Origin of the sequence: Halobacteriovorax sp. ZH5_bin.2, assembly GCF_043196375.1 — a bacterium.
GTDB lineage: Bacteria > Bdellovibrionota > Bacteriovoracia > Bacteriovoracales > Bacteriovoracaceae > Halobacteriovorax_A.
Genome location: NZ_JBEBMJ010000006.1, coordinates 34541 through 59144 on the forward strand (window position 1 = coordinate 34541; position 24604 = coordinate 59144).

At 38.5% G+C, this 24604-nt stretch carries 18 protein-coding genes; 7 read left to right on the plus strand and 11 right to left on the minus strand.

Translation table 11 applies throughout. The features are described from left to right. Nucleotide 1 precedes the first annotated feature (1 nt). On the minus strand, nucleotides 2–1219 hold the full coding sequence (locus ABMA76_RS14160; protein ID WP_392911578.1) for an SIR2 family protein: 1218 nt from the start codon (nucleotides 1217–1219) through the stop codon (nucleotides 2–4). Between the two features lie 146 nt (nucleotides 1220–1365). Further along, nucleotides 1366–2214, minus strand: coding sequence for a hypothetical protein (locus ABMA76_RS14165; RefSeq protein WP_392911576.1), 849 nt, complete (start codon nucleotides 2212–2214; stop codon nucleotides 1366–1368). A gap of 245 nt (nucleotides 2215–2459) precedes the next feature. Here ABMA76_RS14165 and ABMA76_RS14170 point away from each other — a divergent pair, with 245 nt between their 5' ends. After that, nucleotides 2460–3287 (plus strand): Fpg/Nei family DNA glycosylase, encoded by an 828-nt coding sequence (locus ABMA76_RS14170; RefSeq protein WP_393061933.1) that lies wholly within the window; start codon nucleotides 2460–2462, stop codon nucleotides 3285–3287. A 2-nt stretch (nucleotides 3288–3289) separates the two neighbouring features. Here the strand turns inward: ABMA76_RS14170 and ABMA76_RS14175 are convergent, their stop codons facing one another. After that, nucleotides 3290–3895 (minus strand): hypothetical protein, encoded by a 606-nt coding sequence (locus ABMA76_RS14175; RefSeq protein WP_393061935.1) that lies wholly within the window; start codon nucleotides 3893–3895, stop codon nucleotides 3290–3292. 44 nt (nucleotides 3896–3939) lie between these two features. After that, nucleotides 3940–4554, minus strand: coding sequence for a hypothetical protein (locus ABMA76_RS14180; protein WP_392911570.1), 615 nt, complete (start codon nucleotides 4552–4554; stop codon nucleotides 3940–3942). Nucleotides 4555–4657: 103 nt separating this feature from the next. On the opposite strand from ABMA76_RS14180, the gene ABMA76_RS14185 reads away from it, so the two are divergent. After that, on the plus strand, nucleotides 4658–5035 hold the full coding sequence (locus ABMA76_RS14185; RefSeq protein WP_392911568.1) for a hypothetical protein: 378 nt from the start codon (nucleotides 4658–4660) through the stop codon (nucleotides 5033–5035). Nucleotides 5036–5178: 143 nt separating this feature from the next. Next, nucleotides 5179–6942, plus strand: a complete 1764-nt coding sequence (locus ABMA76_RS14190; RefSeq protein WP_393061937.1) for an ABC transporter ATP-binding protein — start codon at nucleotides 5179–5181, stop codon at nucleotides 6940–6942. 1 nt (nucleotide 6943) lies between these two features. Here the strand turns inward: ABMA76_RS14190 and ABMA76_RS14195 are convergent, their stop codons facing one another. Beyond that, nucleotides 6944–8296 carry a hypothetical protein gene (locus ABMA76_RS14195; protein WP_393061939.1) on the minus strand — a complete coding sequence of 451 codons (1353 nt, stop codon included), beginning with the start codon at nucleotides 8294–8296 and terminating at the stop codon, nucleotides 6944–6946. A 203-nt stretch (nucleotides 8297–8499) separates the two neighbouring features. Between ABMA76_RS14195 and ABMA76_RS14200 the strand changes: the two genes are divergently transcribed. Then, on the plus strand, nucleotides 8500–12456 hold the full coding sequence (locus tag ABMA76_RS14200) for a hypothetical protein (RefSeq protein WP_393061941.1): 3957 nt from the start codon (nucleotides 8500–8502) through the stop codon (nucleotides 12454–12456). Next, entirely contained in the window at nucleotides 12440–12961 is a 522-nt protein-coding gene (locus ABMA76_RS14205; RefSeq protein ID WP_392911560.1) for an NYN domain-containing protein, read from the plus strand. The genes ABMA76_RS14200 and ABMA76_RS14205 overlap by 17 nt, the downstream gene beginning before the upstream one ends. Nucleotide 12962: 1 nt before the next feature. Here ABMA76_RS14205 and ABMA76_RS14210 read toward each other — a convergent pair whose 3' ends face one another. From ABMA76_RS14210 to ABMA76_RS14230, 5 genes are read right to left on the minus strand one after another with little or no spacing between them, the layout of a single operon-like run. Next, nucleotides 12963–13493: an NUDIX hydrolase gene (locus ABMA76_RS14210; protein WP_392911558.1), complete on the minus strand. Its 531-nt coding sequence runs from the start codon at nucleotides 13491–13493 to the stop codon at nucleotides 12963–12965. A gap of 8 nt (nucleotides 13494–13501) precedes the next feature. Beyond that, a complete protein-coding gene (locus ABMA76_RS14215) occupies nucleotides 13502–14143 on the minus strand; it encodes a hypothetical protein (RefSeq protein WP_393061943.1) in 642 nt (213 codons plus the stop codon). An 8-nt stretch (nucleotides 14144–14151) separates the two neighbouring features. After that, nucleotides 14152–14871, minus strand: coding sequence for a glycerophosphodiester phosphodiesterase family protein (locus ABMA76_RS14220; protein WP_392911554.1), 720 nt, complete (start codon nucleotides 14869–14871; stop codon nucleotides 14152–14154). Further along, nucleotides 14871–16541, minus strand: coding sequence for a hypothetical protein (locus ABMA76_RS14225; RefSeq protein WP_392911552.1), 1671 nt, complete (start codon nucleotides 16539–16541; stop codon nucleotides 14871–14873). Before ABMA76_RS14225 ends, ABMA76_RS14220 begins: the two co-directional genes overlap by 1 nt. A gap of 19 nt (nucleotides 16542–16560) precedes the next feature. After that, complete coding sequence (locus ABMA76_RS14230; RefSeq protein ID WP_392911550.1) at nucleotides 16561–17991, minus strand: aldehyde dehydrogenase family protein; 1431 nt, start codon at nucleotides 17989–17991, stop codon at nucleotides 16561–16563. Between the two features lie 548 nt (nucleotides 17992–18539). Between ABMA76_RS14230 and ABMA76_RS14235 the strand changes: the two genes are divergently transcribed. Both ABMA76_RS14235 and ABMA76_RS14240 read left to right on the plus strand, forming a co-directional pair. Then, nucleotides 18540–20531: a transketolase C-terminal domain-containing protein gene (locus ABMA76_RS14235; RefSeq protein ID WP_392911548.1), complete on the plus strand. Its 1992-nt coding sequence runs from the start codon at nucleotides 18540–18542 to the stop codon at nucleotides 20529–20531. A 115-nt stretch (nucleotides 20532–20646) separates the two neighbouring features. Further along, nucleotides 20647–22647, plus strand: a complete 2001-nt coding sequence (locus ABMA76_RS14240; protein WP_393061945.1) for an alkyl/aryl-sulfatase — start codon at nucleotides 20647–20649, stop codon at nucleotides 22645–22647. A gap of 16 nt (nucleotides 22648–22663) precedes the next feature. Here the strand turns inward: ABMA76_RS14240 and ABMA76_RS14245 are convergent, their stop codons facing one another. After that, nucleotides 22664–24550 (minus strand): MFS transporter, encoded by a 1887-nt coding sequence (locus ABMA76_RS14245; protein WP_392911544.1) that lies wholly within the window; start codon nucleotides 24548–24550, stop codon nucleotides 22664–22666. Nucleotides 24551–24604 lie beyond the last annotated feature (54 nt).

The window sequence follows — 24604 nt, forward strand, 5'->3', positions numbered from 1 at the left end:
TTTAACCTAAAGTGCTTTTCAAGGTATTTTTAATTGTCTCTTCTTTCTTATTACTTATATCTGATTCCAAAATTTTTTCTATAAAAGTCTTAAAATAGTGAATATTCTCATTTTCAAACTCTCCTCCAATAACCCATATTCTAGGGTCATCTAGCTTTATTAACTTTTTCACTTTATCAGTCACAGAAGAAAACACTACTAATCTAAACTTTGATGAGGACAATGCTTGATATATGACGTTATTAATATGTTCATCTGAGAAACTATATCCCAAGGATATTAAAATATTCTCTTTCTCCGATAACTTTGACTGAAATATTCTAAAAAGATCAGAATAAGGAGATGACATACTTGAAGATTGTTTTGCTGGTGTTGGATAAATCATCATATTACCAAAATCTTTTCCTTTATCATCAGCAGCTACAGACTTTTCAGACACTCCATATAGGCTATGCTTATCACTCATCCAAGAAATTGAACCATGTAACTTAAGTAAGTATACAAAGTTACTAATAGTTGTTACCTTGGTTCCTATTCCAATCTTTTCAGCATATACATGAGAAAAAACTCCTGGATTAAAACGTCTATCATGATAACCAGAAAAGCCATTGCAATACTCAACGCCTACTCTTTCTGCACTTAATTCGTTAAATAAATCATAATTGGGTGTAACAATAGTACACCTTTGGAGTGTATTATTTCTAATCATGAGTTTTCTATAAAATGATTCATAAACCGAAATAACTTCTTCCGATCTGGAATTACACTGATCAAAAACTAAAGACTTGATTTTTGATATTACCTTGTCAACAGATGTAATAGACTGATTGGTCAAAGCGAGGTACAGCTTATAATTTTCCAAGACCTCCATGATCTTTTCTAAGTTATCTGAAAAATTAGTATCTGTGAGATTAATCTTTACCTTATCCTTTAAATAATCTACATCTGTCTTCGTAAGCTTATCAATAATTAATTTAGTTAAAGGCTTAATCACAGGGATTCCGAGTTCTTTCCCTTCGCCATCGACAAGAGAAGAACAGCCAGCACCTAGGAAAAAAGATAAATTATTAATTTGCAAAACCTTTCGAAATTCAGATTTTATATGAACTAACGCAATCTTTTCCGGATCTCCATCCTTGATATCGTATAAGTTCTCTAACGTTTTAGTATCTTCGATACAGTTAAGAGAACCTTTGTAGAAATGTATATTTATAGACACGTTCTTCTCCCTTAAGTATTACTTATCAAATCACTTCACACACAAAATCATAAGAGCTCTAATTAAAACTTTTTAATGTTAAAACTACTCTCAAGGTTTCTTTTATTGATCTTGCGTAAAAAAAATGTACTGAAGTCTTATTTTTTTTACGCAACATTTTTATTTATAAAGTTTTTAAAATCATCGTACTGAATAATTTTCGCCCCACCATCAATAGCCTTCTTCTCTTTTGATGGACTTCTCTTGTAGTCACCACTTGGCACAATTAGATAATCCAAATCTTTCGTAACATTTTCTCTTATACGAAAACCTAGATCTGCAAGAGTCTCTGCTATCTTTAATTTTTCACCTTTCTTGAAGCCTGTCAGGCAAACCTCTCCAGACTTTCCAGAACCCTGCTTAATTTTAGTCACACGAAATTCTTTATGATGGGACTTAAAGTCGTCATCATACTTTTTCATCAATGCATGATTTGTTGGTGAAATTTCATAGTCGAAGTGATGTACTGCAAATAGTACCCCTGTTACAAAAGAGTCGAATGAAGCATCGTGAAATGCATTATTCTTAATTCCAATTTCAGAAGCAGCATCGATAAGTCTCTTTTGTTCAAAAAAGAAATCGAATAAATTAACTGATCGATAAGGGATTAAATCTAAACCAAAATAATCAAAAGTATCATTCAAAATCTTACAATCTTGCCCTCCCCAATGAAGAACAACTGAATCCTTTAAACTAGACGAAAGCTCACTGTAATATTCTCTTACAGTATTTGCCTTGGCCCATTGATACTCTGAAACGAAATGTACAGATTCTGCAAAACGATTTATTTCATGTTGTTCGACTTTAGGATTTACGATTTGATTAAAAACAACTTCAAGCTGACGTGTCTCATTACACCATTTAGTTATACCTATTTGAACAATATCTTTCTTACTGATTGTTTCGATATCGATAAATAACAAAGACTTCTCTTTTTTGAGCTCATCAAGTTTCATTGGTACTCCCTCTAAAGTTTTAAATCAGTCCCCCATCGCCATCCTCCCCCTAAAACTTAACCCTCCCACATCACCAAAACCTCAACAATTCCAGCTACATACACACCATCCAAACCACCCCAATAACAAAATGAACACCTTACAACCTCAAACTAAACCGCACCTAAAGATAAAAAACTCGAAAAAAATTCAAAAAAATTTTCGAAAATGTTAAGCTACTCCTCACACAAAAAAAGGAATGAAAAGTGCCAGAACTTCCAGAAGTTGAGACAATCAAATCACAATTATCCCACGTTCTCCCAATGAAGATCCAAGACGTAGTCTACTCAGATGTGAGTGATTCAATTGTGAAGGACAAGGACTTCAACCCACAGGGCATGACTCTCCAAAGAGTCGAACGCCAGGGAAAAGTTCTGCGCTTCTTTTTCACCGATACACATGGCAATGAGTGGCGTGCGATTTCAGGATTAGGGATGTCGGGATCGTGGAGGATTGCAACTGAAGAAATTACTGAAAAGCATACTCACATAAAACTCATTGGCACAAATGCCAAAGGCCCGCTGCACTTGGGCTATATTGACCCGAGGCGCTTTGGTGTTTTTCATCTCTACTCTCCACCTAATGAAGCGACTTGGTTAACTCGACTAGGCCCAGATGTTTCTAAGGCAGAGTTCACACTTGAGTATCTTTTGATGCTAAAAAAAGAAAGGCCTAATAAAGTTTTAAAACCATTTCTTTTGGAGCAGAATTTTTTTTCGGGTGTTGGTAATTATATGGCAAGTGAGATTTGTGCTCACGCTGGAGTTCGCCCGACTCGTCGAATGAAGACACTCACAAAGCTTGAGTTAGAAAAAGTTTTCATGGCCATAAGAATTGTTCTTGATGATTCCATCGCAACAGGGGGCACGACTTTTTCAGGTGGCTACCAAGATGCCTTTGGTGAAAAAGGTGAAGGCGTAAAAAATCTTGTGGTGTTCTATCAGAAGATTTGTCAGCTTTGTAAGAAGACGCAAGTGAAGAAGATCACACTTGCACAGCGTGGGACTTACTATTGTCCGAAGTGCCAGAAGTAGAATTATTCAACTAAGAGAGATTCATCAATTTTGTAATTATTTAGCTGATTGACCAAATAGAGTCTTCCCTTCTTGGTAATGATACGAAAGAAATCATTTCCAATTTCAGGGTCGCGAAGTTTTTTACGAAGGCGGCTAAGGCTTACATCCATTGTGTTCTCACTTGTTGAACCAAAGAGAATATCAGAGAGCTTCCCCTTTTCGCCATTTCCCACGCGATTGATGAGGCGAAAGAGTTCCATATCGGTGCGACTAATGACATGAAAGAGTTTATATTTTTCCATCAAATGAAAGCGGCCAAAGAGGGCCTCGATATAATCATCCACTTTCATACTCTTTAAGACACAAAGATTTCCTCCAAGTGGTAGGAAGCGATTAAGATTTCTTTGAGAGAAGTCTTCGATAACATAGACATATTTAAGTGTGGTGTATTTAATCTCTTCAATTAAATCATCAGGGATAGTATCGAGTTCAATAATAAGAAGCTCCCCAATACCTGTACTAGAAGGTAGTTCTTCAATGTACTCAATAGGAAGTCCGAATGCTTCTTCAATAGCATCCGCATAAAAGAGCTTTCTATTATCTGTTGTGTAGGCCAAAATTTTCATCTCTACCTCCAAGTAATTTTACTTGAAAGTACTTCAATGAAATCTTAATTTTTTTCTAATAAATATTTTGGAATTTCGTAATTCGTTAAACGACTCACAATATAAAGCCTTCCGCTCTTTGTAATAATACGAAAGAAATCATCACCAATTTCAGGATCACGTAACTTCTTTCTTAAGCGGCTTAAGTTAACATCCATCGTGCTCTCACTTGTGGAGCCAAAAATGAGTTCACTTAATTTAGACTTCTGTCCGTTGCCGGCCCTTAAGATAAAGCGAAATAATTCAGTGTCGGTATGACTAACAAGATGGAGCATCTTAAACATTTCCATTTGATGGATACGGCTTGTGAGAATTTCCATGAAATCTTCAAACGGTGTGCCCTTAACTGCAAAGAGATGGCCTCCAATTGGTAGCAGGCGATTTAAGTTGTGTTGCTTGAGTGTGTCTACCAGCGTCACAAACTTAACTCTCGTGTACTGGGCCCTCTCAATGATCTCATCAGTGATCTCATCTAAATCTAAAATGAGTATTTCACCTGGAGAAAGTTCAAATGGAAGCTCATCTAAATACTCAAACTTGGCACCATAGAGGGCCTCTATCTCCGCTTCCCTAAAGATTTTCTTGTGATTTGACGTGTAAGCCTTTAATTTTATTGACATAGTAAACCTTACGTATTTGTAAGTAAATAATATTGCCTAAACATATTATCATCATGTTGTACCAATAACAATAGTTGGTAAATAATAAAACTGGAGGTTATGGATGAAAGAAAGAAGAGTGTTTGAGAACATCGCTGAATTAATTAGAGTCAAAAGACGTTCTTTATCACCTAAGGTGTCACAACAAGGATTGTCGTACCGCCTAGGTTATAAGAACGGACAATTTATAAGTAATATTGAACGCGGACTATGCTCTGTGCCACTACGTTCACTGAATACAGTTTGTAGTGTTTTAAAAGTATCGAAAGAAGAACTTAAAGAAGTACTTCTAAAAGATTACGAGCAAACAATTGATAATTATTTCGCGGAAGCGGCCGAACAAGAACAGGCCAGCGCGAGTGTTGAGGCGAGGGACGCTTCAGCATCTAGTGACAAGGAACTGAAGGTAAATTTTGAATTTGCCAGCAGTTTAGTCATCTAATATAGGGTGACTTCGATTACCCTCAGGTGTACTCAACAAGCACTTCGATTCAATATAATCTGAGTACACCTGAGGAACTTTTTCAAATTAAGAAATTTAGGCCATAATGCTCTCACTACAAAGTACACGCACACGAGGTCTAAATGGAAACTCAATCCCCATTACAAAAATTAATTAATCATTTTAAAAATAAACGCGGCCAAATCTATACGGCCTCATTCTTTTCAGTCTTAAATAAAGTATTTGATATTGCTCCTCCCCTGCTTATCGGTCTTGCCGTTGACACAGTTGTCAAACAAGAAGACTCATTTCTCGCAGGCATGGGAGTCTCTGATAAAATCCATCAAATCTATATCCTAGGTTTTCTAACTTTTATTATTTGGGCCCTTGAGTCCCTCTTTGAATACCTTTTAAAACTTTGGTGGCGCGGACTTGCTCAAGAAGTTCAACACGACCTTCGAATGGAAGCCTACGATCACCTCCAAAACCTACATATTTCTTTCTACCAAGATAATAACTCAGGGAATTTAGCGACCATTCTAAATGACGACATCAACCAACTTGAGCGCTTCTTAGATGTTGGGGCCAATGATATTATCCAAACCCTAACAACAGTCGTTTCAATTGGTGCAATCTTCTTTTATCTTTCACCGCAAATCGCCCTCCTATCACTAACACCAGTACCATTTATTCTTTGGGGAAGTTTCTACTTTCAAAAGAAGGTACAACCTCGTTATCAAAATGTTAGAAGCGAAGCTGGTCTTCTTGCCAGTATGCTTGTGAATAATATTGCGGGGATGATGACAATAAAATCATACGTTGCTCAAAAATTTGAATACGAACGCCTCGAGAAACAATCAAATCAATATGCCAAGGCCAATAAAGATGCCATTCGCGTCTCTTCTTCTTTTAGCCCAATCATTAGAATGGCCGTTCTATGTGGATTCCTCTTTACCCTTATCATCGGTGGTATCGACGTTCTTGATGGAAAGCTAGAAGTTGGATCTTACTCAGTTCTAATTTTTTTGGTTCAAAGATTACTTTGGCCACTAACAAGACTTGGTGAAACTTTTGATCTCTACCAAAGATCGATGGCCTCAACGTCTCGTGTGATGGAGTTAATTGAAACAGAAGTTAAAGTAACTGATGGTGGAAAAGAGCTTCAAGAATTTAAAGGCGCTGTTGAATTTAGTGGCATCAACTTTAAATATGATGAAGAAGACAATACAGGTCTTAAAGATATCAATCTAAAAATTGAAGAAGGACAAACCATTGCCCTAGTAGGACCTACTGGTTCAGGAAAGTCCACAATGCTAAAACTTCTTCAACGCTTCTATGATCCGCAAACAGGGGCCGTAAATTTTGATGGCCACAATATTCGTGAGCTAAAACAAAACTCACTGCGCTCACATATTGGTTTTGTTTCGCAGGAAACTTACCTCTTTCATGGAACAGTTCTTGAAAATATCATTTATGGCTCACAAGGTGCATCTGAAGTTGATGCCATGAGAGCGGCAAAGCTTGCTGAAGCACACGACTTTATCGAGCTTCTGCCAAATGGTTATCAGACCATTGTTGGAGAGCGCGGTCAAAAACTTTCAGGTGGCCAAAGGCAGCGTATTGCCATTGCTCGTGCCATCTTAAGAGATCCGAAGCTTTTCATTTTTGATGAGGCAACAAGTGCAATTGATAATGAAACAGAAGCGGCCATTCAGCGCTCTCTTAAGACAATCACAAAAGGGCGTACAACAGTCATGGTTGCCCACAGGCTTTCAACGATTATTCACGCGGATCAAATCTGTGTTTTAAATGAAGGAAAGATTGAACAACGTGGAACTCACGAAGAACTGATCGCTCAAGAAGGTATTTATAAAGCTCTATGGAGTGTTCAGACAGGAACTGCCTAAACTAGAAAGCAAATTTAAGTGAAGAATAAATGGTGTCGTTAGCTCGATAAGCTGACCAATAAGAATTCTTATTTGGTGACTTAATCAGCTCGGCACCTAAATTTAAACTAGCAGCACCACGCCAGAAAGCATAAGTCGCTTCAGCTTTTAAGATAATATCATCGCGATCAAAGTCATATTTTAAATCCCCCATCACATTGATGAAGTCATTAAAGTAATAACGCCCACGCATCCCAAGAGCATTACTCCACTTCGCCGTATCAGAGAAGAAATCATCTGATCCACGCTCATTATTAGTAAGAAGGTTGATATAGTTTACAGAAAACATATAGTAACCTTGGTTTACGTTAAATGAGACAGAGGCGTAACTTTCTTTTTCGTAGTTAGGCTCGATATTGAAATATTCTGATTCGAATTTCTTATTTTCTTCACGACTAAAGTCAACAACCTTAAAGTCATTTCCAAAAGTCGCTGTCGGGTCACTCATATCAATACCGGCAACCATTTGGACGTCACCTAGCTGCTGCTTATACTGAATCCCATAATAAAGATGGTGGTTAACAACCGGAGAAGCATCAACAGCAATAACGTCGCGATCTTGATCAAAGCGAGCATCAGCATTCATCTGTAGGCTATTTTGTGGCTTATAGATAAAGAAGGCCGAAATCTCTGAGCTCTTCTCTTCATTAGTTCCAGAAAGTCTAAATCCAAGAGACTTATTCTTTACAACATCATTATAGATATTAGGCATATCAATTGTGTAATAAAGAGGAAGAACATTACCTTCAAGTACCGTGTACTTTGGAGGAAGCCTTACCCACTCACTCTTACTCGATACATCCCCATTTTCAATCTCAAGTCCTGGGTTCATCCCCGGAACAAAGAAGTATGAGAAGAATACTGAAAAATTGAGATTCTTATTAAACTTGCGATCGTATTGAATACCGACTAGGCCTTCCTTCTTTTCAGAAAGTAGGTAGAAACCTTGATTTGGGTTCAGTGTACTAAGTAGCCAGTAGTCTTCATTCTCATTCCACCTAAGAAGCTGTCGACCAAGTGAGATACGATTATCTTCATCTTTGAACTCGATATAGGCCTCAGGCATTGAAAAGTTAAAGGCCGGCTCTTTTGTGACATAGGCCCTTGCTGCAAATTCACCGTAGACTTTACCATTCCACGCTCTCGTCTCATAATTTCCTTCGATTTGGGCCCAGTCGTCGTACTCAGACTTCTTAGCTGGATCATTTAAACGTTGGAATTTCTCGTAAGACACACTTCCGTCAAGCTGTGCGTAGACAGCAAGGCCAGATAGCGACACGCATAATAATGTAATTTTTTTGATGAATTTATTCATTAAAATTAATTAAATCAGAAAAGAATCGTAAATAGAAGCTTTTAACTCGGATTTGGTAGCTATTACCCTGAGTGTTAACACTTTTGACAGTATACTGTTAGAAATTGTGTACACTTTTAACGCAGCTCGTAAAAACATTTCAAAATATTCGGTTATTCCTTTTCATTTAACTAGAAATTTTCTAGAATTTGGGTGAGGGAATTATGATTAAACACACTAAGTTATTGAAATTACGAGATTTCATTGCCTACCTCTTGGTAGCACTACTAGTTTCGTCTTGTGGTTTCGTCAATGATGACCCTGTCGAAGGTGCAGACATCGCTGAGTATGACGGAATTTCAGCTAGTTGCAAAATCGACACGGATCGTATCAAAAAATTATTCGAAGTTAATATCGAAAAAGACCTTAATTGTGTCCAAGATACACTAAATAAATTCAAATATGTTGAGTCTAGAGATAATCGTTTCTTCTTCCGCGAAGATATCGTGAAGTTTGCTCGCAAATATATGGATAATCCAGCAGGCTCTGCTGATGATATTATCGAAGGCCTTGATCTTCTTTTCAAGCTGAACACTCTCCTTCAAAGAGATATCCCGGGACAAATGTCTCGTACGAAGATTGATTCTTTCTTTCAAATCCTAAAAGAATTTAACCGCTCAGCAGTTAAGATCGTAGCGACAGTAAAAGAGCTACAAAAAGTAAAATCAAAAGAAGACTATTATAAGACTTCGGCGATCCTTAGAACTCAGGCCGATGCCTTTTCTGCAAACCTAAATGAAATCCTTCAACAAATCCCTGGGCCGGCACAGGCCATTGATATTCAAAGTCTAATTCTCGACATTACAAGAGACCTTAAAGACTTTAAACTTGGTAAGGAGCTTCTAAACTCACTACTATTTGCTAAGAAGCTATTTCTTGGTGGTTCACGTATCTACGTTGATTCTGATGAGTTTGCCCAACTATTCACTTTCTTCCCAGTTTTCTTACAAAATACAATTGATATCTTCTTCCTTAAAAAGGAATACTTTGAAGATGGTTCTGAATATTTCAACAAGCTTGCAAATAACCTAGAAGAGCTAAAGCTCTTTGTTTACGAGCACCAGAAAGAAGAAAATATCATTACGATTGCCGACATCAATAATATCATTGATGAATTCTTCAATGAAGATGATGACTTTATCTCAACAATTCTTGGAACGAATAAAGATACTAACGTTAAGCTTAAGTCACTTATTCGTTATGCAAAAAGAGACCTAATTCGTGGTAATCCAGAAGTCTTCTCTTATGCTGATGTTGAGCTTTCACTTGGTGTTGTTAACGTTGCCCTAAGATCTTTTGAATCAGTAAATGTCTTAAATGACCTTGTTAAAGAGATCGAAGGCAAAGACTTTAATAGTAAAATTGAAATCAAGAAGCAATTCCGCGCAGAAGTTGGACGCCTAAGTGAAAACGCAAAGAAGCTATTAGACGAAGATATTTCAATTCCTCGTAACCACGAGATGAATGTTCTTAAATTCGCTAATGATACAATCAAGCTTTATGACATTGATCTCATCGAAGACGTTGTTAAGTCGTTTATGGCCCTAAAAGTTGTGACAACTGGTGGTAGCCGTGAAACACTTCTTTTCCCAGAGCTAATGACACTTCTATCAAAGACAGACCCTCTTGCGGCCCTATTCTTTGACCTGAAATATCTAGCTAAGGAATACCTAGAAAAGACTCCACTAGAGAAGAATAATTTCTTCCTCGCTCAAGTTAGATCGGTTCAAGACCTTATTCTAAATGAGCTTGAAAATGATCAAGTTATTACAGTTACAGATATTAATAAGCTAATTGAACAATTCTTTAATAAGCCTGAAGACCTTGGTAAAGGGATCGCTATTAAGAACCTTGTTCTTAATTATAAAGATAATATTTTAAGACTTCCGCCAGAAGTTGATTATCTTTCATTTAAGCAATTTAAGTCGACAGTAAATGTTGTTGCCATTGTTTATCGCTACCTAGCATTCCTCGATATGCATATTGAGAATGTTAAGCTTTTTAAAGATGACGATTCAAAGACAGCGAGAAAAGTTATCTCAAAAAAGGAATATGTTAACCAATTCCTATCGATTAAAACGGAATTAGCAAATTACCTTCTTGATAAGGACTTTGTTAACCAAGATGGACTAATTAAATCACTTATCGCTCGTCTTAAAGAGTCAGGCGGAATGTTTAAGGAGCCATTTAACTGGAAGCTTTACTCAGAGGCCATGGCCCTTAAGGGACTTGTTCTTGGTGGTAATAACCTTATTTTAAATCGTGATGATCTTTACCACTTAACTGAAAAATCACAATCACTTGCAGAAGTACTTTATGATGCATTCTTCACAGACTTCTCTGACGAGACTCAGTCAGTACAGAATACGGCGAAGGTTCTTGAGCTCCTACGTAAGACTCGCTCAATCTTCCACCCTATCACTGAAAAGAAGAATTACTTTACAGCAAAAGAGATTCTTTCATTTGGTGATGAGCTAATTAAAGAGCTTAACCGCAGGTCAGATAACCCTAAAGATGAAAGTGAGCTACTTAAGCTTTCAAACTTTAAGCGTACACTAATTGACTTTACTCAGCGTATTTTTGATCCAATTCCACGCTCGGAGCTAATGTATCCAATTCCATGTAAACCAAACCCGGCCTATGATGCCGATAAGCAAGGTAGTTCTAAATGGATTTGTTCAGAGCTAGATCCTCCGGGAAGTGAGAACTTTGATCTCATGATTACAAGTGATGCTGTTAATCGTATCCTCGATATTGCAGATAGCGCATTTGAGACTCTTCTATTCTCAGATTCGACTTTCCAATTCTTCAATGAGAGAATGAATACGCCTAAGCCGCTTTACATTGATCGTCGTGAATACCCAACAGAAAGAGAAGTTCCTGAGTATAAACTAATCACGAAGAAATCATATGTGGTTCTTATTGAAGAGTTTACAAAAGTTGCACGCGACTACCGTTACTTTAGAAATAAAGATGGTTTCCCAACTTACCAAGCGGATATCGTAAGAAATAAGACAGGGTTTAACTCAATCATGCTCTTTAGAAATGTGCTTCCACACATGCTTGAGGGTTATAAGACAGAAGGTGATACAACTCCTCCAAGACAGTCAAAAGGTTTATCAGATAACCAACTTAATAATGCACTCGTTGGACTAAAGGCCGCTCTAGAAGAGATGGGGCTTTGGACAGAAGACTTTAAGACATTTGGTGAAAATATTCTTCTTCTATCAGACCTTTTCCAAGCGACTTCTGGTGGTGACCTTTTTATCAACCTAGATGAAGTGAGTGAGTTCATTGAACTAATCTTTACTGCTGCAAAGATTACAACTTTGATCGAAGAAAACTTATACGAAGAAAAAGAGTGCGATACTAGAATTGATGAAGCAGGCTTCTCAGTCATGGACTCAAAGTGTATTCGTACAAAATTCTTTGATAAGTTATTTGGAGAGGAAGAGCTAAATCTTTCGAAGTACTTCCCTCGTCTAAAAGAATACGTAAATAACAATAGCAGAGGACACGTTGTCGAGTTCATCAAAGGTGTCGAGATCTTCTCAAGAAGTGTTGAAGATGTTGATAAGATTTGGTGGAGAAAGAAAGACTTCACTCTTGTTATTGGAGCAATGTTAAATATCGAATCGACTTATATTCGTTTTGATAGAAACGCAGATAATAAATTGGACCGTGGTGAACTGGATCGCGGTTACAAGGATGCATATAAGAACGCAATCATTAGTATTGCTAAACTAAAAGGTAAATTAAAGACCTTTGGACGTACAGCATTCTTCTACCTACTAAAGTACCACAAAGACCCAGGTGTGGTTAATATCGCTTGGACTCACGTGTGGTTTAAGAAATACTTCAATGATTTTGAGGCCAAGCGTCTTGATATCAGTGAGCTACTAAGATTCTTAGTAGACAAGCGTAAGCCAGAGGATCCTTCAATTATGTTTAAGGAAGAATTGGCAGCTTGTGCACTAGGTAGAGCAGATGTTGATGAAGATGAGTTAAACGAGATTTTCAAGGGTATGAGTATTGAAATGATCGAAGCACAAATCAAGCAATGTCACGCTGACTACGTCCAATCAAACGGAAGTGAAGCATTTTATGGAAATTTTCATTAATCAAACTGTTGCCATCCTAATCGATGGCAACAATATCGAAAGAAGTATTCACAGCATAACAAATAACTCAAATACGATGGTTAATTTTGATACGCTCATCCCAAAACTCCTAGATAATCGAGGGCTTAATCGCCTGATCTATTTCAGAGAGGGAAAGAATATCTCTTCTAAACTTACTGAGCGATTACACAATCACTACTACGGTTCGGTTATCCCTTGCCACAAGAGTGCGGATATCCCTCTGACAATTAAAGCGACACAACTTGCCTCAAAGGTTGATACAATTATCATTCTTTCTGGTGACTCCGATTATATCGAGCTTGTTCGCCACTTAAGAGCAGAAGGTGTTCGTGTTGAAATCGCCTCAATCCCAGAAACGACTTCGAGCCTACTTGTGGAAGAAGCCGACTATTATCACGAAATTGATGAAAGTGATTGGTTTGAGCTACAAGGTCAATCAAGACAGACTAGGCCTAAGAAGTATAGTAAGAACAAGCGAAACTAATTTAAGACTGAAGAAGGTATCGACTTAGACAAAGCTCAGATAAAGAGTGATCAACTTCCTTTAGCTTTTCTTTTAGATCAGCGACAGGAACAAGTTCTAGCTCGATATCTTCGTCTTCATCAAAATTTTGCTTTCCATCAGGACGACAATTTTTAGCTAGATAGAAGTGAGCAGTATTGCTCATAAAAGCAGGATTTACACTAACCGGACTTAGACTCTCCCACTCATCGCTGATGTAGCCAGTCTCTTCTTCCAGCTCTCTCTTGGCGGCAGCAAGAGGGTCTTCACCGCGCTCAACAGCTCCGGCCGGAGTTTCAATTGTGATAACGTCTTTCCCAAAGCGATACTGCTTAACGAGGACAACTTTATTATCTTCAGTAATGGCAACAATATTCACCCAATCTGCGAGACGAATAATGTCATACGGGCCTGCTCCTATTGGCTTCGTTGGATGATTGGCAACAATGGTTTCATATAAAAAGATATTGCCACGATAAACGTTCTTTCTCTCTTTAATAATCCACTTTTCCATCTTACCTCCTAGAATTCCATTAGCATGGCGGCATCATTTGGCTTTGTTGCCTCTAAGATTTTCTCATTTGTACGATCTCTTAGTTCAAGATATTTAATGAAAGCATCCTTTCCGATCTTTTCTAAAAGAAGATCATCATATTTTTTTTGAATTTCGCGATCAAAGGCCATCTCTTCTTCAGTAGGATTGTAAGTATAGTTTTCACCGTACTTCTCTTCTAACTGTTCATGCATTTCTTCAAAAGCAGAGACCTTATCATTGAAGAGACCTTCTCTCATACTCAAATAGTCTTTATATTCTTTTTCAGTAAGTCCGAGCTCAGAAATAAATAACTCTTTTACATTTGTCAGCCACTCTTCTTCAAGGCGATCAAACTCTTCTTCTTTGGCCTCTAGCCTTCTCTCAAGATCCTCATCGTCCACAACGTCCAGATCTAATTTGGCAGCATTACCATTAGGCTCAACCGCCTCGGCACTATCATCATTTCCAGCGGCTATTTTCTTAGCTGGCGTATCCTCAAATTCAACAACTTGAACTTGAGAAGTCATAATGTCCTTGGCTGTTTTTGAATTTGATTGTTGAGAAGTGAAAAGGTAGAAACCACCGGCGGCGATGGCAAGTATGATTATAGCAATTACGATTTTTTTCATAAATTAACTCAAGGTTTAATATTTTCAAATATAATATTAGCACCTAAACGCTTAGCTGTCCTCATTTGTTCTTTAGTTCTTACTGTCCAAAAGACAATATTATTAAAAGTAAAATGCTTGATGATACTAAGCTGTACCTTTGAGTATGTGTCGATATCAAGGCCTATATAGTCTGGCCTGATGACTGGAATGAAAGTCATATTCTCTAAGAGCTTCTGTTTGAGAGGGTTAAGAGTCGTGTCACTAAAATCTCTTGTGACAAGAAGGCCTAAAATCACGGCCGGATAGTGTTTGCGAAACCACTTAAGAGTAAATGGATTGAAGGATTGAATTGTATAATCCCCTTCATAGCCTTGAAGGATCTTCATTACTTCAGACTCAAGCTCCCCCGTATGTTCGTAAACCTTAAGTTCAATAATAAGTGGAACTTGTCCGTCTACTAACTCCAAAACTTCTTTGAGGGTTGGAATTTTCTCTTTTGTTTCGTTGATGTAGAGTTGTTTTAGGCTATCAAGAGTATATTGAGAGACCTTTCCGTTGCTACCGGTAAGTCGCTCAAGAGTCTCATCATGAAAGACCACCACATGGCCATCACTTGATAAGTGGACATCTAATTCAATAGCGTAATTATGTTTAATGGCCGCCTTGAAAGCGGCCATCGTATTTTCAGGTTTTTTATCGTCGTGTAAACCACGATGGGCAATATAAGTATCGAGATAGAATGCCATTATAATGTTCTTAAGAACATACGAAGATCTGATTTATCCTCTTCACTAAGTAGTTCGTTCCCCTCTTTATCCGTAAAGATTCGATTATAGTGACCTGCATTTGAAAGTCCAGGTAACTTTGTATTGTAATATGCTTCTCTAACTCTTCTCTCTTCAGGAATATCCATTCCCACAGGAAAACCATTGCAATCAAAATCAAAGTCAAGCATCGGATCCACTGCTGGGATCTGATAGAATTCCTTCACACGCTTTGACGGCTCAGTCATAAGCTCACAAAGGTTTGGAATTGAGTTATTGTGCATATACGGCCAACGCGCCCAAATCCCGTTTAGTGGAGGTGGTACATATCCCTTTTGTGGCTCAACTACTGTCTTCATCCACTTAGAAATGGCAAGTTCATTTAAAGCATCTGCAAAGTAAGCCGTTCCTTGGTAACGAAATGGATCTGTTCCAACATCCTTAACAGGAGTTTTCTCATGATAGATAAGTTTTCTTGTTTTGATCTGCTCACTCTTAGGCATCAGCCCAGAAAATGGAAGGTCCCAATTCTTCTGATACTCACCGTGACATTTCTGACAACGATTTTCAAAATGCTTCTGTCCTCTTTTTGCAGCATCAATATCAATTCTTGAAACATCAAAGAAGTCATCAATACGAGGCGCTTTTGTTGAGAAGGCCGCGGCCGTAAGTTCTTTAATAATTTCAGGATTATCTTGAAGCCATTTTTCTAGCTCATATAAATCAGTTCCACGCCCAAGCTCATTCCAAAGGAAATTTGTAAAGATTGGGTTTCCTGCAACAATTGAACCATCTGATAGCCAACGAGTTTTATACTTCAGTGTCCACCAAGGCATAGGCTTTGAGTCAGCAACTGTTGACTTTAATGGATTAAATCTTGGAAAGACTTCATTTAGTTTCGACTTTGAAGCATACGCATCTTGCTTTCTGTGAGCAAGAGACAGTGCAACTTGTGGAAGAGAAGTATCAAGTCCTAGAACCATTGGTGATGCTGCTCCAACAGCGTGAATATTCTTCTTTGTTCTCTTAAGCATTGCTACTTCATCATCAGTAGCATTCGTAACTTTTTGGAAAGTCTTAGTTGGAATAAATGGAAGTAGCTTCTTAGCTTTTACAAAGAGCTCATTTGCCTTAACTGTTTTATTTGTAAGGCCCATAACTGATGTGCCAAAGAGACTAGCAGAGTGGCAAGTGGCACAACTAAAAGTCAGACCTTTCCCCCACTTCGTATCAACAATACTGGCACCCATATAGTAGTCAGGTTTATATCCTTCTGGATAAGGGATGCGGTAAATTCCCGTAGCATCTTCGTCATTGTATGGATTAAGTCCAAGCCACTGATAGAAAGATTCAACACTATTAATACCAAATTGCTTTTCACCAAGAGTTGTTAAAACAAAGTTAACAAATTTCTCATCACGAAGTTCAAAGAAATTATTAAAAGCATCATATGGGATGAGAAGTCCTGTAACACTTACTGGCCAAACCAGTGCATGCTTCAGTCCATCTTGCGTGACTTGCTCATACTCTTCTTGAGAAAGTTGGTAGAGGTTTTCTCGATTCTCACCCTTTTCAATCTTAGCATCACGTCCCCAATTAGGTGCGTATGAAAAGGCCTGTAAACTAATTAGTAGTAAAAATAGTGATTTCATCCTCTCTCCCCTCAAAGATTTAGAATAAGATTAGTTTCTTGCGAGTGTAATCTTCCATCGCATATGCGATCCCTTCACGGCCAAGTCCAGAATCCTTGATCCCTCCATAAGGCATGGCATCCATGCGAAATCCTGGGACGTTATTGAAGATAATTCCTCCAACATCAATTCGTTGACTTGCTTCCTTCATATTTACTAAGCTGTTCGTAAAAACACCAGCTTGGAGTCCGTATTTTGAATCATTTACAAGCTCAATGGCCTCTGAAAATGAGTCATAAGGCTCTAGAATCACGACAGGACCAAAGATCTCCTCTGAAACCACCTTCATATCCAAGTCTGTATTCGTTAGAACCGTTGGTGCATAGATATGGTGGTCCTCATCGATAATATGGCCACCACATAGAAGTTCGGCCCCATTTGAGATGGCCTCTTGCACCCACTGATGAATTCTCTCAAGTGCCCCCTCATTAATCACAGGGCCATTAATGACACTCTCATCTTTTGGGTTACCTGAACTAATGGTTTCAACTTGCTCAAGAAATTGCTCCACGAATTCATCAAAGATTTCACTGGCAATGAAAACTCTTTGAGTCGAGATACAAATTTGTCCCGAGTATAGAAATGAGCCCGTAGCAATTTGAGATGTCACGGCCTCCATGTCTTCAACGTCATTAACAATAACAGCAGCATTCCCACCAAGCTCCAGAAGACACTTCTTCTTTCCACTTAAGGCCTTAAGGGCCCAACCAACTTTTGCACTTCCCGTAAATGAGAAAACATTGATTCTCTCATCTTCTAAGAATCTTTGTGCAAGCTCGTCTTCACAGATCACAATATTCACAACACCTTTTGGGAAGCCAACTCGTGAAAGTAGTTTTGCAAAGGCCAGTAAAGTTATTGGCGTTTGCGGTGAAGGCTTAACGATAATGCTACAACCAACAGCAAGTGCTGGAGCAATTTTATGAAGAGCGAGATTTAGTGGAAAGTTAAATGGAGAGATGCCAAAAACGATTCCCTCTGGTTCGTGTCGAACCATGGCCATCTTATCAGCTCCTGGCCCATAAGAAAGATCAGGAGTTTCACTACTGTGATGACGTGCCTTCTCGCCAGCGAGTCTAATAGTTTCCACACAGCGAGCAATCTCACCCTTAGCATAGCTAATTGGCTTCCCCGCTTCTAGACAAATTAGATGAGAAAAGAAAGCGGCCTCTTCCTCTAAGAAATCAGCAAGTTTTAAAAGTAGTTTGCTTCTTTGTGCGCTATCGAAATTTTGAAACTCCTCAAATGCATTAAGTGAAGACTGAATAACTTTTTCGTACTGATAAGAAGCTAAGAGATCCACTTCATTTAAAATACTTTGATCGTATTTATTTAAGACTTCTATTGAGTTCTCACCATAAAGAAATTCATCGTCCACAAATGAGGAACGAAATTGCGAAAAATTTTGCATAAAAAAACCACCTTGCTTAAGGTGGTATTGTATCTATTGTGAAAATAATGGGTCAATTAATATTGCTTAAAAATCGAATTCACTACCTGCATGCTGGGTGGTCAATTCATAATTCAAGGATGGATTATTTTTTAAGAAGAGGTCTTCGCCTCCCATAAATAATTTGATGGAACATAAGTAACAAAGTTTAATTTTAACTTCTCTACCATTGAAGCTTGAGTACAATCTTGCTTTAATCATCTTGCTTCTGCGAGGTCCGTTGGCCAATGACCAGTTACGCCCTGCAGCTGAACATGCATCACACATCGCTACCACCCCTTGTTATTTCAAATAGATAAATTGTGTTTAACAACAGTTTCTATAGATTTTATCGTCATTCTAAAATAAAACTTAATAAATTTATAGTTACTGTATTTTCAGATATTTACGTTTTACGGATTCGGCCCAAAGTGCCAAACTATTTGGTCAGCAAATATTCTCTGGCCAGAAAAAATTCCCTCGTGATACCTTTTATAAGTTATTGAAAATCAACGAATTCGGAGAAGTTAATGACTGCAACTATCAGCCCATTAAAAGTAAAAAATCATCTTGCATCGGCACCGACGACGGCCCCAATTTATGCAACTAAAATTCATAACTTAGCGGGAGAAGAAATCACTCTTGCTGACCCAAAAGCGACAAGAGCTCTTGTTGCCCTAATGAATCAACACGCAGTTATTGGTGGAGCAGCTTGCCACTGGGGAGGCCCTGCGGCTTTCGCTGAGATGATGAGTGCCCTACACTCAATTATGTTCTCACAAGGACCAAATTGGTTTGAGAAATTTAACTTTGTAAACGATGCTGGTCACGCAGAAAACGGAATCTATGCTCTTCGTGCAAACCTAGGCTTTGATGGCCTTACATTCGAAAGCCTAAGAGGTTTCCGTTCAATAACTTCTAAACTTACTGGTCACGGTGAAGCTCACCTAAACCCAGAAGGTGTTTTCATTTCTAACGGTCCTCTAGGTTCAGGACTTCCTCAAGCTCAAGGTCTTGCTCTTGCAGATAGAGCAATTGGAAACGATCGTGTAACTATTTGTACAATCTCAGATGGTGGTTGTATGGAAGGTGAAGCACGAGAAGCAATGGCAGCAATTCCGGGACTTGCACAGAAAGGAAAGATGAATCCATTTGTTATGATCGTCAGTGATAATAACACTAAACTTGGTGGACGTATTACAGAAGATAGCTTTGACATGAAAGGAAGCTTTTTGGCCCTAAGAGAAATGGGTTGGGATGTTGTTAGAATCGAAGAAGGACACAACCTAGAAAGAGTTTACCAAGCAATCGAAGAAAATATTGCAAAAGCAAAATCAAATGAACTTAAGCCAGTTGCTCTTGTTATCAAGACAATCAAAGGTTACGGCGTTAAAGCGACTGAAGAAGCAAAGTCTGGTGGACATGGTTATCCACTAGGTGCATATGATGAAAAACTTATCTCTTTCCTTGAAGAAATTTATAGCGGTGAAACTTGTCCTGAAGAATTTACAAATTGGGCAAATGAAATCCTAGCTTCAAAGCCAGCTCCTAAAGAAGGATCAAAGAGTTCAACACCTTCAGACAAGGTTCAACCAGGTCTTGCCAATGCAATGATTAAGGCAACAAAAGAAGGGCTTCCAGTATTTTCTGTAACGTCTGACCTTGCAGGTTCAACTGGTGTTGCGGGCTTCCATAAAGAATTCCCTAACCACTATGTCGATATTGGTATTGCAGAATCTAATATGGTTTCAACTGCAGTTGGTATGGCAAAACAAGGATTCATTCCTGTTGTTGATACATTTGCACAATTTGGTGTCACAAAAGGAAACCTTCCTTTAATTATGTCTCAACTTTCACAAGGTGCTGTGATTTGCTTATTCTCACACACAGGATTCCAAGATGCTGCTGATGGTGCTTCTCACCAAGCGACAACTTACTTCTCTGCTGTTGCAGGTATTCCAAATACAACAGTTATTGCTCTTTCAACAAAAGAAGAAGCTGAAAGCCTAATGTATCAAGCGATTAAGAGATACGAAGAAGCTGTTAATAAAGGTGAAACACCAGAAACAACAGTATTCTTCTTTGGCCGTGAAAAACACCCAGTATCATATACTGAAGGTGGAAGCTACGGTTGGGCAAAAGCACAAGTTCTAAGACAAGGAACAGATGGAATCATCGTAACTCACGGTCCACTTGTTCAACAGGCCCTTAAAGCTGCAACAGAACTTGAAGCAAAGGGAAAAAATATTACAGTTATTAATAACCCATTCATTAACAAGATTGATGTTGAAACATTTAAAGATCAACTAGCAAAGAATGGAAATAAAATTGTCACTGTTGAAGATCACCAACTAACAGCTGGTGCTGGTGCGATGTTATGTCACGCTCTAAAACAAGAAGGACTTGAATTTAATATGAAGTCTCTTGGAAATGATGGCCACTTCGGTCAATCTTCTTATACTGCACTTGAGCTTTATAAGAAATTTGGCTTTGATGCAGATGCAATGATCAATCAATTCTAATTAATACTAAGGCCTCAGTAATGAGGCCTTTTTTATAACCTTTCTTAGGCCCATAATAACCAAGCTTTAGCCGATATCCCCCTTAAGTCAAAATAATAAATAATAAGGAGGAATCGTGTTTCATTCCAAGAAAGTATTGTATCTCATTGTCCCCATTCTAATTCTAAGTTCTCTCTTAAGCTGCACTCGTGGTTCAAGATATTCATTTTCAAATGATTCTAAACCCGCATCACGATACACGCTTGATGCTCACAAGAAGGTTACACAAGAATTAAATTTTGATGACGACCGAGACTTTAAAGACTCTCAAAAAGGCTTTATTGCAAAACTGGAAGGGCCAATTAAGTCGAAAGATGGTATGAAGGAAATTTTTGATCCTGCCAAGTTCCCTTCTCTCACTCAAGGAAAACCACCAGAGACAGTCAATCCAAGTCTATGGCGTCAGTCTCAATTAACATCGATTAATGGACTCTTTCGCGTCTCTGATCATATCTACCAAGTAAGAGGAATTGACCTTGCTAACGTTTCTTTTATTCGCGGAAAAAAAGGCTGGATTATTATTGATCCACTCATGACAACAGAGACGGCAAAAACAGCATTAGAGCTTGTGAGAAAGAATGTTGAAAACTTACCTGTCACTGCCATTATTTTCACCCACTCTCATATCGACCACTTTGGTGGCATCTATGGAATGGCAAGTAAGCAAGAGCTAGAAAGTGGAAAGATTCAAGTGATTGCACCAAAAGACTTTGTCTATGAGTCAGTAAGTGAAAATGTTATTGCAGGTACGGCCATGAGTCGCCGTGCTGAGTATATGTATGCACGAACATTAGACTTTGGTCCACAAGGTTCGGTTGGAACAGGGCTAGGAAGCTACACTCCTAATGGTGAGTATGCTATTGCAAAGCCGACAATAACAATTGATAAAGACAGAAGCTTAGTTGTTGATGGTGTCACCATCGATTTTATGTTCACACCTGGAGCAGAGGCCCCGACAGAGATGATGGCCTACTTCCCAAGAGATAATGCTCTTTGTGGTGCCGAGATCCTAAGCCATACCATGCATAATATTCAAACACTAAGAGGTGCTCAAGTTAGAGATAGCCTTACGTGGTCTAAGCATATTCAACGAGCTCTTGAGAAATATATTAAGGCCGACATTCTCTTTGCCTCACACCATTGGCCAACCTTTGGAAATGATCGTGTCGTCTCTCATATGGTCTCTCAAAGAGATCTCTATAAGTTCATTCACGATCAATCTGTGAATCGCTTAAACAAAGGACTTTCAGGTACAGAACTTGCCGACAGTATCGAGCTTAATAAGAATCTTGCAAAAAGCTTTGCGAATCGTGGCTACTACGGAAGTCTCAGTCATAACACTAGGGCCGTATATGATAAGTATCTAGGATTCTTTGATGGAAACCCAGCACACCTTAACCCTCTGCCAGCGGTTGAGTCAGCAAAGAAAACCATTGCCTATATGGGAGGAGCTGGAGATGTCCTCGAGATGGCCATTAAGGATTATAAAGTTGGTGAATACCGCTTTGTTGCTGAAGTTTTAAATAAGCTTGTTTTTGCTCAACCAAAGAACGTCAAGGCCAAGCAGTTATTAGCTGACACTTATGAACAATTGGCCTATCAAGCAGAGAATGCCACGTGGAGAAATTTCTATATTCAAGGAGCTCAAGAGCTACGCTATGGAGTCGGTGAGCCGGCACCGCCTACGGCCTCACCAGCAATTCTCTCTCAAATGGATACAGAGTTACTCCTCGACTATCTCTCTGTGCGAGTCAATTCAGAAAAGGCCAACGGTACTGACTTAACTCTTGAGCTGAATATTACAGATAGAAATGAAAAGTATTATCTAACATTAAGAAATAGCGTTCTTAATTATTCAAAGAGAAAGCCACAAGAACAAAATCGTCAATTGGCCTCTGATGATAATGCAAGCATCTCATTAAAGCATGGCCAATTTGTTAAACTTGCCATGGGAGCACTTTCCTTTGCTGAGCTTGACGAGAAAAATATTAACTATAGTGGAGATAAGAAAGTATTTGATAATCTCAATGAAACTCTCGATACCTTCCCTAGTACCTTTAATATCGTGACACCTTAAAAAAAAAGCCTCTGTACTACAGAGGCTTTTTATATTCTACGACCATTTTTTCTTCGAGATCTTTATAACAGAAGTTTTCTGGTGGGATAGAAGGTAGAATCACAACTCTAATTTTCCTACGCTTTAAAAAATTCCAACGAATTCCTTTAAAAACACCTTTTCCTGAAAATGAATAAAAACTTCCCCAGAGGCCTTTAATCACGATTGGAACGACTTGTGCGTTAGTCTGCTCAACGACTTTTTTAATTCCAGGCTGATACCTTCTTGGCTCACCATCACGAGTGATCCATCCTTCAGGAAAGAAGCCTACACAACGCTCTTCATTCAGTGTCAAATTTAACTTTGAATATGCTTCATCAAGTATTCTAGGATCTTCTTTTCTCGTTGCAATTGGAATTAAGTGCCCTTGCATAAAGAACTGCTTTAGCCCCGGAATATTATAATAGCGATGATCAATGACCCAACGAATAGGTCTTGGTGAAAGACTCATCACCACACCCCAGTCAACAAAAGAAGTATGGTTTGCAGCAATTACAAGTCTTCCTTCTTTTGGTATATTGTCTTCACCTTCAATCTGAATGTCGTAAAGAAAAGTTGTTAAAAGCTGAATAACAAAACGCCACATTTCTTCATGGAAGAAGTAGTAGCTGATCCCAGCGTAGATTAGATTCAGCCCACCAAGAATAAGAAGATTATCAAGAGCAGTTGAGCCCATCTTATTTAGGACAATAATTGAGACGGCCGCAACTACCATAAAAATAGCATTCCAAATATTATTGGCCGCAATTGTACGAGCAAGCTTCTCTAAAGGAGCACTATGCTGCATAAAAGTTAATTGTGAAATATAGAAGTTTCCACCAAATATTGTAATTAGAAGTAGATCAATAATCGCTCTAAGAGCAAGCGGTTGTGCAAAGAATTCGGCTGGTGGCATAAGTGCGCCTGTTACAGACATCGGCCACTGAGTTGAAATATAGTAGAGATCAAAAACAGCAAGAGACATCCCCACTGCCGCAACCGGAACCATTCCCACTTCAATTCTCTTACCCGATAGCTTTGAACAAATCCAAGACCCTAGTCCCATCCCTACCGTGAATGTCGCCATGAAAATATTTGTTACCATCTCACTACCGTAGAAAACATTCTTAATAATGGCTGGCATAACTGAAAGAACAAATGAGCCTAAGAACCAAAACCAAGAAACTCCCATCATGGCACGAAACGAGTTCCTCTCTTTCATAGAGTCTCTAAGAAGCCTAAAAGTCGGTTTTACAAATGTATAATCAATTTTAACATCTTCATTGATATCATTAATCTTATTTTGAAAACGCGCTGAAATGATTCCTAAGACAGAAAAGGCCAAGATAGCAAATGCCGCGGTACTAGTTGCATCAGGAGCAGAAGCTGCAAGTCCCCCAATAATTGTCCCGATAAGAATGGCCACGAAAGTTCCCCCACCAATAAGTGCTGTTCCCGTCGTTAACTCATCATCTCTTAATATCGTTCTAAGAGAAGAAAACTTTACTGGTGAAAAGAATGAGGACTGACCACCCATGAGAAATAGTGTCAGCATTAAGAGGCCATAGTTCTCTAATAAGAGTCCAATTGCACCAACGATCATGAAAGCAAGCTCTGTATATTTGGTAACTTTAATTACTTGTGCCTTATCAAAGTGGTCTGAAATTTGACCAGATGTTGCAGAGAATAAGACATATGGAAGGATGAACGCTCCTCCGGCAAAGGCCACAAGAGATTCTGCACCCAGTCCAAATAATGAGACATTCTTATATGTAATTAAGATAATTAAAGCATTTTTAAATACATTATCGTTTGCGGCACCTAGGAACATCGTCCAAAATAGAGGCCAAAACTTTCTTTCTTTATAGAGCATTGCTAATGACATTGTTTTTCCTTAAATAATTCTTAACAATATTGTACTATTATTTACTGATACGTA

Bases quoted from the DNA above. Each gene is read 5' to 3' on its own strand.
- ABMA76_RS14165 (WP_392911576.1), bottom strand. From the start codon at position 2,214: ATGAAACTTGATGAGCTCAAAAAAGAGAAGTCTTTGTTATTTATCGAT.
- ABMA76_RS14175 (WP_393061935.1), bottom strand. From the start codon at position 3,895: ATGAAAATTTTGGCCTACACAACAGATAATAGAAAGCTCTTTTATGCG.
- ABMA76_RS14180 (WP_392911570.1), bottom strand. From the start codon at position 4,554: ATGTCAATAAAATTAAAGGCTTACACGTCAAATCACAAGAAAATCTTT.
- ABMA76_RS14185 (WP_392911568.1), top strand. From the start codon at position 4,658: ATGAAAGAAAGAAGAGTGTTTGAGAACATCGCTGAATTAATTAGAGTC.
- ABMA76_RS14190 (WP_393061937.1), top strand. From the start codon at position 5,179: ATGGAAACTCAATCCCCATTACAAAAATTAATTAATCATTTTAAAAAT.
- ABMA76_RS14195 (WP_393061939.1), bottom strand. From the start codon at position 8,296: ATGAATAAATTCATCAAAAAAATTACATTATTATGCGTGTCGCTATCT.
- ABMA76_RS14200 (WP_393061941.1), top strand. From the start codon at position 8,500: ATGATTAAACACACTAAGTTATTGAAATTACGAGATTTCATTGCCTAC.
- ABMA76_RS14205 (WP_392911560.1), top strand. From the start codon at position 12,440: ATGGAAATTTTCATTAATCAAACTGTTGCCATCCTAATCGATGGCAAC.
- ABMA76_RS14210 (WP_392911558.1), bottom strand. From the start codon at position 13,493: ATGGAAAAGTGGATTATTAAAGAGAGAAAGAACGTTTATCGTGGCAAT.
- ABMA76_RS14215 (WP_393061943.1), bottom strand. From the start codon at position 14,143: ATGAAAAAAATCGTAATTGCTATAATCATACTTGCCATCGCCGCCGGT.
- ABMA76_RS14220 (WP_392911554.1), bottom strand. From the start codon at position 14,871: ATGGCATTCTATCTCGATACTTATATTGCCCATCGTGGTTTACACGAC.
- ABMA76_RS14225 (WP_392911552.1), bottom strand. From the start codon at position 16,541: ATGAAATCACTATTTTTACTACTAATTAGTTTACAGGCCTTTTCATAC.
- ABMA76_RS14230 (WP_392911550.1), bottom strand. From the start codon at position 17,991: ATGCAAAATTTTTCGCAATTTCGTTCCTCATTTGTGGACGATGAATTT.
- ABMA76_RS14235 (WP_392911548.1), top strand. From the start codon at position 18,540: ATGACTGCAACTATCAGCCCATTAAAAGTAAAAAATCATCTTGCATCG.
- ABMA76_RS14245 (WP_392911544.1), bottom strand. From the start codon at position 24,550: ATGTCATTAGCAATGCTCTATAAAGAAAGAAAGTTTTGGCCTCTATTT.